Raw genomic sequence first — 13645 nt, 5'->3', positions numbered from 1 at the left:
GCCACCCCCGGATGGAAACCCGTCCGACCGGTGAGAGCCGACCTCGGGCTTTCCGGACGCCTCCGTGACGCCCCGCTCGCTGTCGGTCGCCGTCCGGCGGGCCGCGGGCTCGGACCGCTCACGCGGATACTCAGGCGAGGCTGAGTACCGGCGCCCTGGTTGGCGGCACAGCGGGCGGCAACCCTGGGGGCATGCGTTCAGAACGTGGAAAATTCGCTCCCCAGCTGCTGTCGGCCATCGTGCTGGCCGGGGTCTCGCTGGCGGTATGGGCCGCCTGGCTGGGCTGGGACCAGCAGCGTGACGTGCACCCGGACGGCTCCACGACCGGCCCGTACGCGGCGTGGCAAGTGATCGGACTGGCCCTGACCCTGCTGGCGCCGGTGTGCTGGGCGGCCTACCGCCACTACACCGTGGGCACCGTGCTCGGCACCACGGCCGGCCTCACCGCAGCCGCCTTCTGGGACTGGTCGGACGACTCCACCGGACTCTTCATGGTCGGCGTGGGGCTGGTGGCACTGGGCAGCCTCGCCGCGACGGCCGTCGTATGCGGAGTGATCACCGCCGCACACCGGGACCGCTGAAGAGACCGATGAATCCGACGAGGAGAAAGACAAGGACGGCGCCCTGCTTGCGGGCGCGACCGCCGGGGGCACCGGCCCGCGCTCTGATGATCGACAGCAGCTGAGGCGCAGGCCCGATGGCGCGCGCCACTCCATCGCCTGGTGACGCACCACACGTCACATCCCCCGGCCCTTTACTCGGTCTTTGTGCAGCTAACAGTCGTGAACTGTCGATCATTAACTAGGGTCGAGCATCCAGGTAACAGAGGGGGAGGGGAGACGCCAAGTCATGAGTGACAGCGGCGAGATACTCGACATCAAGATCGCCGATCTCAAGGCGACAGCACCCCGCTTCCAGCACCAAAGCGTTGCGCTTGCACACGCGCTCACCAAGTTGAAGCACGGACTTGCCGCAGCCGGGTCGCCGTGGGGTGACGACGAGCAGGGCGAGAAGTTCCACAAGGCGTACGGCCCACACGTCCGGCAGATCGAGCAGTCCACCCAGATCCTGGCCACCGGCCTGGCCAGTATTCACGAGGCCATGGTCGATATGGCCGACGGGCACATCGACAACGAAGAACTGATCCGCAGCATGTTCAGCCGAATCCGCGTCAGTCACGACACCAAGGACTCCGACAAGTGAGTGTCGCGGACAAGGCCCGCAAGGTCGTCCAGGACATGACGGGCATGTGGTGGCCGGACGCGGACGAGGACGGGCTGCGGGCGGCCGCGAAGGTCTGGAGGGCCTTCGCCGACGACATCGACGACGTCACCTCCGGCGCCAACAAAGCAGCTCGCTCCATCATCGAACACAACAAGGGCGAGGCCATATCGGCCTTCGCCGACCCGTACTGGCGCCGCTACTACCACGACGGGCGCGGCTGGCTGAAGGACCTGGCCGACGCCGCCCGTGACATGGCCAAGGCGCTGGACGCCTACGCGGACGCGGTCCACGGCGCGAAGAAGAAGCTGGAACACGAGCTGGAGATCGTGGGCGCGACCCTGGTCGCCGGCACGGCCCTGGCCATCTTCACCGCGGGCATATCGGAAGGTGCGGCGGTCGCGGCTGCGGCCACGGTCGCGGACCTGGCCGCCGGCTTGGGCGTGGCGGTGACCGAAGAGATCGCCGCCATCGCGGGCACCACCCTGACAACCGCGGCCTTCGCGGGCGTCGAATCCATTACCGTCAACCTCGCCGTGACCCAGCCCGTCTCCATAGCCCTCGGCGAGCAGAACGGCGGCCTCAGCCTCGATGAGGCTCGCCAAGCCGGTGCGGACGGCGCGGTACTGGGCGGTGTTCTCGGCGGTGCCGGAGCCACGGTTCGGGCCGCGCGCAACGCGGGCGGCTTCACGGAACTCCTCGGCGGTGTCCGCCTGCCTAGTCTCGGTCCCGTGCTAGCCGTGCCCGAGAGCGCGGGCCCAGCCCTCGACGATCTCGGTCTTCTCATCAAGGGAGACGGGGAGACCAACGCCTGGCCTCGCAGCAAACGCAGGGGACGGGTGAACCCCCAGTACCGAGCGGACGTCGCCGGCGACGAGGGCCTGAACGGGGCCCACACCCTGGCCAAGCACGTCAAAGTCACTACACGAGAGCTACGCGCGCGACTGCGAGCAGAGCCCGAACGGGAAAGAGTCTCGCGATACATCGACGAGGCATCGGCCCAGAAGCACACAGACGGTGTAGTGCTCAAGCGCCAGAAGGAGATCGACGCGTGGCTCGCGAAGAACAAGAGCCGGAAACTTGAGCTCGAAGCCCACTTCGACGAGCAGACCGGCTTGAGTCTGTCCCGGGAGAACTTTCGCAACGGGCTGCCGCCCGAGTGGGTCAAGGGCGCACGAGTGATCCTTAAACGCGATCCGTCAGCTGACATGGGCTACCGCGTCCTCACGTCCTATCCCGTCCCCTAGCACCGACAGATCCGAGCAACGATGACACCGACGGATGATCGATTCCACGAGCTCCGCAGGCTCCTTCAGGCCTACGAGCAGCCGGGCTACGGCTTCGACGACACGCTGGAAGCACCGGGACCGGCGCTGAGCGCGTACCTCCGAGTGGCCGCCTTCGCCCCCGAGCGTGCGACAGCGGTCGTGCGGGAGATCCAGGAACTCCTCGCGGCCGGCCTGTTCAGCGATGAGATCGCCGATCACGTCGAGCTGCTGCCCCACATCCATCCTCCACAGGGTGTCGGCGTCGAGGATTGCCTGCGTGTGATCCAGCAGCACCTTGAACGCTTCCTGGCAGCTCCTCCGCAGCCCCGGCCCGCGGTTCGGCCCACGATCTCCTGGGAGTGGCGTGAACGCTTCCCGGCGCTGGCCCATTTGCTCGGCGGGTACTTCTACCAGGACAGCCTCCGGTTGGAGTACGGCTCGCACGCGGAAGCGGTCGACGATTACCTTGCCGGAGAACCGGACGAGGATCTCAAGACGGCCGCAGCCGAGATCAGCGATTTCCTGGCCCTGAACCAGGCAACCGACGAACTGCGCGAGGCTCTCGCCGTGCTCGGACTCGAGGAGCCCCCTCCGGCCGGAGTCTCTCTGCGGCAGTGGCTGACGGACCTCAAGGGTCTGATCGAACACCACCTGCGTCAGGGCACGGCCTGACGCAGGCCGCAGCCCGCTCCGCGCTCAGATCCATCCTCCACGGCCTGGACGTGACCTCCGCCGGTCCCACCGCCTCCGGCATATCTCCGTACGGACGTGGGTCCCGGGGCACCGGCTGCACGGGCCCGGAAATCGCCTGACCCGGTGCCGGTGTCATTCGCCGGGCTGGGTCTCCTTGCGTCGCAGCACGACCAGGACCGCGCCGCCGATCACGACCAGGCCGATGGCCACTCCGGCGATCATGGGGGTGATCGCGGAACCGCCGGTCGCGGCCAGGTCGGTGCTGTCCACGGTCTCGCCGCCCACCGTGGCGGGGCTGGGCTCGTTGCGGAGCTGGGCGTCCTGCGTGGTGATCGCCCCCTGGGTCTTGCAGTCCAGGACGCCGGTGACGCGGTGGCTGAAGCCGTGCGGGCCGGTGATCGTGAAGTCGTAGGCCTGGTCCTCCTGGAGCGGCACGGTCACCGTGCGGGTCGCGCCCGCGGGGACGGTGTGCTCGGCGCCCATCAGCTGGAAGGTGAAGGGCTGGTCGCCCTTGTTGGCCGTGGTGATGTCCACGCCGCCCTCGGCGCAGTTCTTGCGGTCCGACACCGCCGGTATGGCGCCCTGCTCCGCCCAGCCCGCCGTCGCGGTCGCGGAGACCGTGGACTCGCTGGAGCCGGCCAGGATCTGGGTCTGGCTGCGGCTCTCGGAGGCGAAGGCCCGGCCCACCGGCACGGTCGTCGACGCCTGCACGGTCAGCTGGGCCGTGCCTCCCGCGCCGCCGGGAGCACTGACGGAGTCCTCGCCCGCGTCCTCGGGGATGTCGAAGAACAGCTGGCTGCCGTCCTTCGCCGTGGTCATCACCTTGCCGGTCTTGTCGGTGATCCGCACCCCGCTGGTGGCCGCGTCGGCCGGCGGGACCACCGCGACCGCGGCGGCGTTGGTGTGCACGGTCACCGGTCCGATCAGCTCGCCCGGCCGCCCGGAGACGGCGGGCGGGTCAAGGGTGAGCGAGGCCCGCGGCTCGCCGGCGCCCCGGGCGCTCTTCTCCAGGTAGTCGGCGAGCTTCTCGGCCCGGGGGTCGACGGCGTCCACCTCGGCGCCGTCGGAGTAGCGCCAGATGGCCACCTGGGTGCCGGCCGCGGCGTCCTGCTCGGTCAGCCCGCTCGCGCCCGCCTGCCGTGCGAGGGAGGCGAGGTCGTTGACCTGGGGGTAGGAGTGCTGCAGGATCCAGCGGATCCGGCCCGCGTCCTTGTTGGTGCCCAGCGAGGTGCCGCTCCAGGGCGTCTCCTGGTATCTCGCGCCCCGCTGGGTCGGGTTGTGCAGGTCGACGCAGTACGTCTGCAGGGCGCCGCCGCCGTCCACGGACATCTCGAACAGCCCGGCGGAGACCCGCTGGTCGCCGCCGTCCCCGTGGATCACGGCCTCGCCGTAGGTCTTCAGGCCGTTGATCGTGGCCGCCGCCCCGCCCTGGGTCTGCGGTGCCCCTTCGGCCACGGCCGTACCGGCACCGGACAGCACGCCGGCCGTCACCAGACCGGACACCGTGGTGACGGCGGCCAGACGGGCCGTTCCGGTGGACCGGCGGAACCCAGAGAACGCAGCAAGCACAGAATTCCCCTTCGAGCAGGACCCATTGGACGTGGGGGGACGGTCCCACCAGCAGAATCGGCAGCCCCTAGGGGCACGCCCGGCATCCTATGGATCAGCCGGAGCCCGACCCGCCGGTCGGATCATCCGATGGCCGATCCGATCCGCAATCGTTATCGCCGAGACCGTCTGTGAGCTGGCGATATCGATAAATCAACCGGCGCGTACAGCGTCTTCGGGCGATGGGTACAGGGTGTTCACATCAGATCGGCGGCCCGTGGCACGTCCGGTCGGGGGCCGGCGGCAGGTCCGGTCGGGAGCCGGTGGCAGGCCCGGTCGGGGGCCGGCGGCGGCGACGTCGCGCGCGCCGCCGGCGCATGGCTTCTGACGTCAGGTCACCGCCACTGCGTCCCGGTCCTGTTGGGCCGCATGCCCGTCCTGCGGGTCCGCCGGGCGCGGTGTCTCCCAGGCCGGTTCCGGCCGGTTCGCCGCCGGTGGGCCCTCCTGTTTGGCCGGGCGCTGGAAGAGCGCCGTACCCCGCGACAGATCGTGGCCGATCGCCACGGCGTCGATGTCGGCGGAGGCCCACTGCTGCTGTCCCTCACGCCCTTCCGTGCGCACCTTCAACCGGCCCTGGACCACGACCGGCTGCCCCACCTCCACACACGCGCCCACGTTGACCGCGAGCTGGCGATTGGCCCACACCGTGAAGAAGTTGGTGTGCCCGTCCGTCCAGGCGCTCTTCTCCCGGTCCCAGTACCGCGCGGTCACCGCCAGCCGGAACCGGGCCGACGGCCCCGTCGCCGCCTCCCGGTACAGCGGCTGGGTCGCCACATTGCCCACCACACAGACGATGGTCTCGTTCATGTCCTCGCTCCCCTCCCCCGGCCGTCCCCTGCCGGCCGGGCGGACACGCGTACGGGCCCGTCCCGTACGGCTGCGTCTGCCGTGCCGGCGCGTACGACTGCCGTACGCGCCCGCACCGCCCGCCGATCGCCCGCACCGCCCGCCGTGTCTCCGGCCGGACCCGCCGTGCGATCGCCGTGACCTCAGACTGCCTCCGCCGGGCCGAGCCCGCCGAGCGCTGTGGACGACCCCTCGCCTGTGGAGAACTCCGCCACCCGCACGAGTGACCCCCGTCCCCGCGCCTGTCCCCTCACCCCCACCCCGCCGGCCCTCCGCTCACCTCGCCCCGGCACCCGCCCCGGAGCGCATGACCTTGCCGTACTGCTCCCGCACCTCCCGGTACCGCAGCAGTTCCGACGCCAGCGGATCGAGCACCCGGGCCCGGCCGCAGCTCGCCGCCGCCTCCCGCAACCGCCGCTCCGCGTCCTGGCCGTACCGCCGCGCCGGCCCCCGGGCCGCCATCCGGCACCCCCACTCCACCAGCGGACCGCCCACGATCCCGCAGACCATCAGCAGCACCGGAACGCCCAGGTTGGGCGCCATCACCCCGGCGATCTGCCCCACCAGCCACGCGCCGCCCACGATCTGCAGCAGCGTCATCGCCGCCTGCACCAGCACGGCCACCGGCCACCAGCCCGGCCGCGGCGGGCGCCCCGGCGGCAGCCCGGCTCGCGCCGCCAGCACGTCCAGCGCCTCGGACAGCCCCTGGGAGCCGCGTACGGCCGCCTCGCGCACCGCCTGGGCCCAGGGCACGGGCAGCCCGGCCGAGGCCCGGTCCGAGACCGTACGGACCGCCTGTTCCACGCGCTGGCGGGCGGTGGCCTCCTCGTCCGCCTGGGTGCGCACCTGGAGCCGGCCCGTCGTGGACTCGCCGCGGCCCTGGTACCAGCGCCACAGCCGCAGCCACGGCGTGCCGCAGGCCCGGTTGGCGTTGCGCAGCCAGGCCCGCTCGGCGGCCTCGCCCGCCGCGGTCGCCCCGACCGCGTCCGCGAGCCGCGCGGCGAACTCCTCGCGCGCCTCCTCGCTGAGACCGGACCGCCGCGCGGTCGCGTACACCGGCCGCAGCTCGGCAGCGGCGGCGTCCACGTCCGCCGCGACCCGGCGGGCCGCGGCGCCGCGCTCCGCGACGAACTGGCCAAGTGATTCGCGCAGTTCACCGACGCCCTCGCCGGTGAGCGCGGAGAGCGCGAGCACGGTGGCGCCCGGTTCGCCGTACTCGCCGAGCGCGATGCCGTCCTCGTCCAGCAGCCGCCGCAGATCGTCCAGGACCTGGTCGGCGGCCTCGCCGGGCAGCCGGTCCACCTGGTTGAGGACGATGAACATGATCTCCGAGTGTCCGGCCATCGGCCGCAGATAGCGCTCGTGCAGGACGGCGTCGGCGTACTTCTCGGGGTCGACCACCCAGATGACCGCGTCGACCAGCTTCAGGATCCGGTCGACCTGTTCGCGGTGCTGTACGGCGGCGGAGTCGTGGTCGGGCAGGTCGACCAGGACCAGCCCGCGCAACTGCCCCTCCCCGTCGGGCCCGTGCACCGGACGGCGGCGCAGCCGGCCCGGGATGCCCAGCCGGTCGATGAGGCCGGCCGCGCCGTCGCTCCAACTGCACGCGATGGGTGCGGCCGTGGTCGGGCGGCGTACGCCGGTCTCCGAGATGGCGACTCCGGCCAGCGCGTTGAACAGCTGCGACTTGCCGCTGCCGGTGGCTCCGGCGAGAGCGACGACGGTGTGCCGGCCGGACAGCTTGCGGCGGGAGGCGGCCTCGTCCAGCACCCGGCCCGCCTCGGCGAGCGTCTGGCCGTCCAGGCGGGTGCGGGAGAGCCCGACGAGTTCGCGCAGGGCGTCGAGGCGGGAGCGCAACGGGCCGTCATACGCCAGTGGGGCCGGGGTGTGGCCGCTCGGCCCGCGGTGCGCGGGCTCCGCGGCGACGGCGCGCTCGGTGGCGAGGGCGGCGGCGTTGGCCTCGGTGACGCGCCGTGCGATGAGACCGTCGTCCCAGGTCTCCGCGGAGTCGCCGTCGAGGTCGGATCCGGAGTCGGGGCCGGTCCCGGTAGTGGCAGTGGCGGCCGTATTGGCCGTATTGGCGGGTGCGGCCTTCGGGGGCGTGGCCTCGGCCTCGGGGCGGGGCTTGGAGGGGTGGAACTTCGGGGCGTTGGGCTGCGGGGAGTAGTGCGAGCGGGGGACCGGGACGGCCTCCTCGGCGCCGGCGCTCTGCCCGCGCGCGGGGCGCTCCCGTTCGGCGGCTGCGTCCGGCACGCGCGCGTGACGTTCCCGGTCGGGGCCTTCGCCCTTCTCGCCCGCCTCGCCCTTCACGCGCTCGCGGCGCTCAGCACCGGCGTCCGCGCCATCGCCACCGCCCTCGCTCCCGCCCTCGTCCCTGCCTCCGCCCCCGCTCTCTTTTACGTCCGTACCCTCGTCCCCGCCCAGGTCCCGCCCCTGGCCCTCCTCCGCGTCGGCAGCCGCACCCCCGCGCCCGCCATCGCCCGCACCCTCGCTCCCGCCCCCGCCCTCGTCCTCACCCGCGCCCGCGTCCTCGTCCCCGTCCGAGGTGTCGGCAAGGCTGGCGGAGAGGTTGTCGGCGGCCGGGCGGGGTTCCCCTGGGCGATCGATCCTGGGGCTGTCCGCGGCACGGGGCTTCTTCACGAGGCTCAGGCGTGCTTCCGGGACGCTGCCGATGCGCTCGGCGCTGTCCCTGGCCCCCGAGCCGGCGTGACCGCTGTGCTCCATGGACCCGGTGTCGCCGCTGTCGCTGCCGTGGTCGATGCGCCTCATGTGGTCGGTGTGCTCCGTGTGGTCCTGGTCAGTGACGGCGGTCACCGGTCACCTCTCCTTCTGCAGTACGGACAGCGCGGCGATGAGTTCCGCCTGGGGGTCGGGGCGGACGTCCAGGGCGTCGAGCGGGGCGAGGCGCCGCTCGCGTTCGGCGTGCATGACACGGTCCACGTGCTCGCCGAGGAGCCGTCCGGCCCGGTCCCGCAGCCGCAGCGCGCCATGGGCGCCGAGCCGCTCGGCGAGCCCCTCGCCGGCATTGCGCGCCCGGCGCCCGCCCAGCACCGCCGTGGCGACGACGGCGGCGACGACCTCCCCGTCGGGTGAGCCGGTGCGGTCCAGCACCCGTACCTCGTCCTCGGCGTACTCCTCCAGCTCGCGCCGCCAGCGCCGGGCCGCGAGTCCGATACGGTGCTCGGCGTTCTCCAGGGAGGTGTCGCGGCGGGCCAGTTCCGGGGCGCCGGCCGCCGGCTCCTGCCGCCAGGCGTCGTCGACACGCTCGTCAGCGGCGGTGACGGCGCACAGCAGCAGCGCTGCCAGGCTCTCCACCAGGGCGTCCAGCAGTTCCCCTGCGGTGCAGTCCAGTGGGAACGCACGCCAGCGTTTGAGGGCGTCCCCGGCGAGGACGGCGCCGGACTGGAGGCGGCCCCGCACGCGCGCGTGCTCGCCGTCGTAGGCGGCGTCCACGGCGGAGGTGAGCCGGAGGGCCGCCGCGTGCTGGGCGGCCGCGGCGCCGGCCAGCTCGGGCAGGCGGAACTTGAGCGAGTCGAGGACGCCGTGCGCCGTGCGGGTGATGGCGTACTGCCGTGCGGCGGGATCCTGGGCGTGCTGGGTGAGCCAGCTCTTCAGGGAGGCGACGGCGGTGGCGGGCAGCAGGCCGGCGCCCCAGGCGGACTCGGGCAGCTCGGGCACGGTGAAGCGGGGTACGTCGCCGAGCCCGGCCTTGGTGAGCAGGGCGGCGTACTGCCGGGACACCTCGGAGACGACCTGGTGGGGCACCCGGTCCAGGACGGTGACCAGGGTCGCGTTGTACTCCTTGGCGGTGCGCAGCAGATGCCAGGGGACGGCGTCGGCGTAGCGCGCGGCCGTGGTGACCATGATCCAGATGTCGGCGGCGCAGATCAGTTCCGCGGCGAGGACGCGGTTGTCCGCGAGAAGAGAGTCGATGTCGGGGGCGTCGAGGAGGGCGAGCCCGCGCGGCAGCGTGTCGGCGGTCTCGACACGCAGGACGCGCGGGGGCTCCTCCTCGGTGAGCAGCAGTTCGTCGGTGGGGTCGTCGTGGGGCACCCACACGCGGGTCAGCTCCGGGAGTACACGCATGCCGCTGAACCAGTGATGATCCTCCGGATGGCAGACAAGGACCGGCGTCCGGGTGGTCGGCCGGAGCACGCCGGCCTCGCTCACCCGGCGGCCGACGAGTGAGTTGACCAGCGTCGATTTGCCGGCGCCCGTGGACCCGCCGACGACGGCCAGCAAGGGCGCCTCGGGGTGTCGCAATCGGGGTACGAGGTAGTCGTCGAGCTGTGCGAGGAGTTCGTCGCGGTTGGCACGCGCGCGTGGCGCCCCGGCCAGGGGCAGCGGAAAGCGTGCGGCGGCGACACGGTCGCGCAGAGCGGAAAGTGTGTCGAGCAGCTGAGGCCGTACGTCCAAGGTCACCACATGCGAAGAATGCCCAATTTTAGGGGAATTCTGAAGCATATAGACATGTCTGCGCGCCGACGGAACAGAAAGGATGGAAGGGACGACCGGGACACGGGCCCAGTCCAGGCATAACGAGTACACAACACCCGGTGCGACAGGCGCCAAAAGCGGTGCACGATTCGTACCTGCCTGCGATTATCAGGACCGCTTCACCGAACCTCCACATCGAGCCACGGAGGCGAAGCGACAGGGTCAAGGAACCGGGAGCCCTATCCTTGTCCCCGGCAACGTCACGGATCAGCCCCCACCAGGGCACCACGCACGAGGCCACACCACCCGGCCCCCGTAGCTCAGTGGATAGAGCAGGCGCCTTCTAAGCGCTTGGCCGCAGGTTCGAGTCCTGCCGGGGGCGCCAGGCATCGCCCTCCCTCACGGGAGGGTTTTTTGCTGGTCAGGGCGGGTGCGGGGCGGCACGGCGAAGCCCCGGACGCCGTCTTGGTGATCAAGGTCAGACTCCGGGGCTGTACGGCTGTTACCGGGTTTTCGCGGGTGGCTGTGTCGAATACGTGTCGAAGTTCTGGGCCGCGTGGTCAGCTGGCGGACGGCCGCTCGGGGAGATCTCCGGCAGCTTCAAGCCGCCGCTTCAGGTCGGGCAGCTGTCCATCGATGCAGCGGGCGTAGGTGGCCAGGAGCACGGCGACGCTGTTCCCGGCCCACTCCGCCACCTGAGCGGGCGGGATTCCATCGTTGAGCCACTTCGTCAGGCGCGTGTTCCGGTTGTCGTAGACGCGCCGCCCGGTGGGCGACTCGAAGACGTGCGGGGGCAGCACGGCCTTACGCGCGCTGCGCCACGCCCGACGGATGACGGAGCCGGCGAGGATGCCGCCGTACTCGCCCTGGAACAGCAGATCACCCGGCTGAAGCTGCTCGTCTGCGATGTGCTGCCGCAGGATCCGCGTCAGGGCCGGATGCCCCGGCACAGTGCGCGTCTCACCCTCGGCACGGCCTTTGAGATCGCGTCGCTCGTGGATCTCCCCGGTGTCGGTCCACTGCTTCCCGACCTCCGGAGTCGCCGTGTGGATCAGCAGCTCGCACCACTGGTCGCCGGCGTCGGGGGCGGGCAGGGTCACGTCCTCCACGCGCATGGCGACGGCTTCCTCGGGCCGAGGGCCGCAGTAGTACAGCGTGGCAAAGAAGGCGTGGAGCCGCTTGCCACCGCGCGGCCGGCGCCGTATCCAGTCGAGGATCGCCGCCGCCTGCTCCGGATTCAGCAAGGACCGCTTGTCCACGGCGTTCGTGGTCTTTGTGACCGCCGTCGACATCTTGCCCTTGGGAAGGGGGTTGACCCGAAGAATGCGCCGCCGGATCGCGTACTTCATGGCGACGTTGAGGATCCGGCGGTTGCGTTTACGGGACCAGGCCGCCGCTTGCTTGCCATCGAGGCGGGTGTCGATGGCTTGCAGGACCTGGTCGACCTGCTCCGGATCCTCCCAAGCCGAGACGGGCAGGGAGGCTCGCTCGACCCACTTCAGGATGGCCACCACGTCTCGGGGTGCGTCCGGGCGCCGGTTCGTGTTGAACGCCCATTCGCGAAGAGCCGTCCGCACGGCCGCAGGTGCGAACTGGGTGGGCTTGGCCCGCATCAGGGCGATGGTCGTGGCGGTCAGGGTCTTGGCGATGTTCTTGCGACTGTTGCCTCCGAGCTGGGACCAGCGGGCATCCACGTACTCGACGGCGAACTTGTACCAGCTCATGGCAGCCGACTTGGAGCGATGAGACACCGGGAGACCCGTGGCGACGACGAAGGCCTCGCCCTTGCCCGTGGCCCGGATGAGTTCCGAGCGGAAGCCCTCGGCGAGCGCGACGGTGTTGAAGGGCTCACGCCAGCGCTTGCCCGCGACGACCCAGCGCACTGTGTACGTGGTCTTCCGGGCGCCCTTGTAGGTGAGGATCTTGTAGATCTTCACGTCGTACGTCGTCTCCATCAGGCGGCGTCCTCACGATCGTCGAGCCAGTGATCGAGGTCGCTCCGCCGGATCCGGAGGTCGCCGTTCGGGAGCTTGATGCAGCGCGGCGCACGGCGCTTCGCCCGCCAGTCGTAGAAGGTCGAGCGGGAGATAGCCAGTTCCTCGCAGACCTCCGCGAGGGTGAGCATGGTGCGTCGTGGCCGGATGGCCGTGGTCATTCCGTGCTCCCTTCGCTCAGGAGGGCGTCGCGGGCGGTCTCGCGGCTGGTCTGGAGGTCGCGGGCGATGGTCTCGGCGAGGGCGGCTTCGCCCGGCGTGTGGCCGTGGCCGGCGTACTGCCAGTCCGCCAGGACGAGGACGGTGTCCGGCTCGCGGTCGTCGAGGCCGAGGACGGATGCCTCTTGGGCGGCGCGGTAGTCGGCGCGTTCCTGGCGGAGGGCGCCGAGGGTGGTGGAGTAGGTGCGGGACTTGGACGAGAAGTGCCCGCGGAAGCCGAGCATGTGGGCCCAGACCCAGAGACGCCGGTCGGGGTAGAGGCTGTCCAGATCGCGGCACGCGGTGATGAGCCGGCGGGTGTGGTCCGGGACCTGGTGGCGGTCGAGTTCGGCGAGTTCGCCGATACGGCGGTCCAGGGTGCCGGTGTTCTCGGCGGCTTTGGTGGCGTACTTGGCGACGTACGAGGCGACGGCCTGTTCGGTGATGTCGGAGCCGTCCCCGAAGGCCGTGACCGGGCGGACGTCGAGCTGTCGGCCCCAGCGGAAGGTACGGGCGGGTTCGTCACCGGCAGCCGGGACCGAGACGGAGGTGTACGAGTGCACTGCGGCGGCACGTACGGCGTCCGTGAGGAGGTCGACCGTGGCCCAGGCGGGCGGGGGCGTCCCGGGCCCCTCCGGGCCGTCGAGGCGTACGACGGCGTGGAAGTGCAAGGCGCCGCGCTTCTGGAACTCGGCGACCTTGCCGTACGAGACGCGGAGGTGTTCGGCGAGTTCGCGGCGGGGCAGGCCCGCGCGGGCGGCGAGTTCGCGGCGGAGTCGCGTGGTGAAGCGCTGCCAGAGCTGCCCGGCGTGGTTGTTGAAGAGCACGGCGCCCGCGTAGTCGTAGCTGTCCGGATCGAGCGCGGTGCCCAGCTCCGGAGCGTCGGGCGCGTGCGGGGTGCCGCAGCGGCAGGTGCCGTGATCGGGACGGTTGTGGACCGGGCCGAACGAGGGGGCCGTGAGGGTAGCGAAGACGCGCTGGTGATCGCGGACGGTGGCGGGAATGTCGCGGCGGTCATCTCCGGCCAGGCCGGCGCGGATCAGGTGGTACGTGTCGCCCGCGTAGGTCCAGGCGCAGGACGGGCAGCGGGAGGCGCGGCGGTTGCCGCAGGCGAGGCGGAGGCGTCCGCCCGGCTCCTTCTCGGTGGAGTAGTGGTGCAGGGTCTCGCCGGTGGTCTTGTCCTTGTGGAGGACCCAGCCGGTGAGGTGGATCGGGTCGGAGCAGCCGCCGGTGCGACGGATCTGGTCCTCCCAGCGGGCGTAGTCCGAGGCCGAGGCCACGCGGAGCACGTCCCCGAGAGTGATCGGGTCAAGCAATGTGTCGGGCATGGGCGCACTCGGTGTCGCGGCTGAGGCGCGGTGGGTCATGCTTGGTGTTCCTT

At 71.5% G+C, this 13645-nt stretch carries 11 protein-coding genes and 1 tRNA gene; 5 read left to right on the top strand and 7 right to left on the bottom strand.

What is annotated here, in order from left to right:
- The first annotated feature begins 191 nt into the window (after positions 1-191).
- The 4 genes from ACF073_RS12405 to ACF073_RS12390 all read left to right on the top strand — a co-directional run bounded on the left by ACF073_RS12405 (position 192) and on the right by ACF073_RS12390 (position 3161).
- Positions 192-581 (top strand): hypothetical protein, encoded by a 390-nt coding sequence (locus tag ACF073_RS12405; protein WP_392069035.1) that lies wholly within the window; start codon positions 192-194, stop codon positions 579-581.
- 268 nt (positions 582-849) lie between these two features.
- On the top strand, positions 850-1203 hold the full coding sequence (locus tag ACF073_RS12400; RefSeq protein WP_392069033.1) for a WXG100 family type VII secretion target: 354 nt from the start codon (positions 850-852) through the stop codon (positions 1201-1203).
- The gene (locus tag ACF073_RS12395) at positions 1200-2468 is read left to right on the top strand and encodes an RNase A-like domain-containing protein (protein ID WP_392069031.1); all 1269 of its coding nucleotides are present in this window, start codon (positions 1200-1202) and stop codon (positions 2466-2468) included. The genes ACF073_RS12400 and ACF073_RS12395 overlap by 4 nt, the downstream gene beginning before the upstream one ends.
- 21 nt (positions 2469-2489) lie before the next feature.
- A complete protein-coding gene (locus ACF073_RS12390; protein WP_392069029.1) occupies positions 2490-3161 on the top strand; it encodes a contact-dependent growth inhibition system immunity protein in 672 nt (223 codons plus the stop codon).
- 153 nt (positions 3162-3314) lie between these two features.
- Here ACF073_RS12390 and ACF073_RS12385 read toward each other — a convergent pair whose 3' ends face one another.
- The 4 genes from ACF073_RS12385 to ACF073_RS12370 all read right to left on the bottom strand — a co-directional run bounded on the left by ACF073_RS12385 (position 3315) and on the right by ACF073_RS12370 (position 10061).
- On the bottom strand, positions 3315-4751 hold the full coding sequence (locus tag ACF073_RS12385) for a Cys-Gln thioester bond-forming surface protein (protein ID WP_392069028.1): 1437 nt from the start codon (positions 4749-4751) through the stop codon (positions 3315-3317).
- Between the two features lie 369 nt (positions 4752-5120).
- Positions 5121-5597 (bottom strand): single-stranded DNA-binding protein, encoded by a 477-nt coding sequence (locus tag ACF073_RS12380; protein ID WP_392069026.1) that lies wholly within the window; start codon positions 5595-5597, stop codon positions 5121-5123.
- A gap of 315 nt (positions 5598-5912) precedes the next feature.
- Positions 5913-8450 carry a GTPase gene (locus ACF073_RS12375; protein WP_392069024.1) on the bottom strand — a complete coding sequence of 846 codons (2538 nt, stop codon included), beginning with the start codon at positions 8448-8450 and terminating at the stop codon, positions 5913-5915.
- A 3-nt stretch (positions 8451-8453) separates the two neighbouring features.
- Positions 8454-10061: a dynamin family protein gene (locus tag ACF073_RS12370; protein ID WP_392069022.1), complete on the bottom strand. Its 1608-nt coding sequence runs from the start codon at positions 10059-10061 to the stop codon at positions 8454-8456.
- Between the two features lie 321 nt (positions 10062-10382).
- On the opposite strand from ACF073_RS12370, the gene ACF073_RS12365 reads away from it, so the two are divergent.
- A tRNA-Arg gene (locus ACF073_RS12365) sits at positions 10383-10458 on the top strand.
- Between the two features lie 175 nt (positions 10459-10633).
- Here ACF073_RS12365 and ACF073_RS12360 read toward each other — a convergent pair.
- From ACF073_RS12360 to repSA, 3 genes are read right to left on the bottom strand one after another with little or no spacing between them, the layout of a single operon-like run.
- The gene (locus tag ACF073_RS12360; protein WP_392069019.1) at positions 10634-12028 is read right to left on the bottom strand and encodes a tyrosine-type recombinase/integrase; all 1395 of its coding nucleotides are present in this window, start codon (positions 12026-12028) and stop codon (positions 10634-10636) included.
- On the bottom strand, positions 12028-12228 hold the full coding sequence (locus ACF073_RS12355) for a helix-turn-helix domain-containing protein (RefSeq protein ID WP_356131060.1): 201 nt from the start codon (positions 12226-12228) through the stop codon (positions 12028-12030). The genes ACF073_RS12360 and ACF073_RS12355 overlap by 1 nt, the downstream gene beginning before the upstream one ends.
- The gene (gene repSA, locus ACF073_RS12350; RefSeq protein ID WP_392069017.1) at positions 12225-13592 is read right to left on the bottom strand and encodes a replication initiator protein RepSA; all 1368 of its coding nucleotides are present in this window, start codon (positions 13590-13592) and stop codon (positions 12225-12227) included. The genes ACF073_RS12355 and repSA overlap by 4 nt, the downstream gene beginning before the upstream one ends.
- Positions 13593-13645: the final 53 nt, after the last annotated feature.

The sequence above is a fragment of the Streptomyces sp. NPDC015171 genome, assembly GCF_043079545.1.
In the GTDB taxonomy this organism is placed as follows: domain Bacteria; phylum Actinomycetota; class Actinomycetes; order Streptomycetales; family Streptomycetaceae; genus Streptomyces.
The sequence above is the reverse complement of the archived record's forward strand: the minus strand, read 5'-3'. Positions and strand labels throughout refer to the sequence as shown.

Coding starts and splice junctions, on each gene's coding strand:
- ACF073_RS12380 (WP_392069026.1), bottom strand. CDS start 5,597: ATGAACGAGACCATCGTCTGTGTGGTGGGCAATGTGGCGACCCAGCCG.
- ACF073_RS12390 (WP_392069029.1), top strand. CDS start 2,490: ATGACACCGACGGATGATCGATTCCACGAGCTCCGCAGGCTCCTTCAG.
- repSA (WP_392069017.1), bottom strand. CDS start 13,592: ATGCCCGACACATTGCTTGACCCGATCACTCTCGGGGACGTGCTCCGC.
- ACF073_RS12405 (WP_392069035.1), top strand. CDS start 192: ATGCGTTCAGAACGTGGAAAATTCGCTCCCCAGCTGCTGTCGGCCATC.
- ACF073_RS12400 (WP_392069033.1), top strand. CDS start 850: ATGAGTGACAGCGGCGAGATACTCGACATCAAGATCGCCGATCTCAAG.
- ACF073_RS12355 (WP_356131060.1), bottom strand. CDS start 12,228: ATGACCACGGCCATCCGGCCACGACGCACCATGCTCACCCTCGCGGAG.
- ACF073_RS12360 (WP_392069019.1), bottom strand. CDS start 12,028: ATGGAGACGACGTACGACGTGAAGATCTACAAGATCCTCACCTACAAG.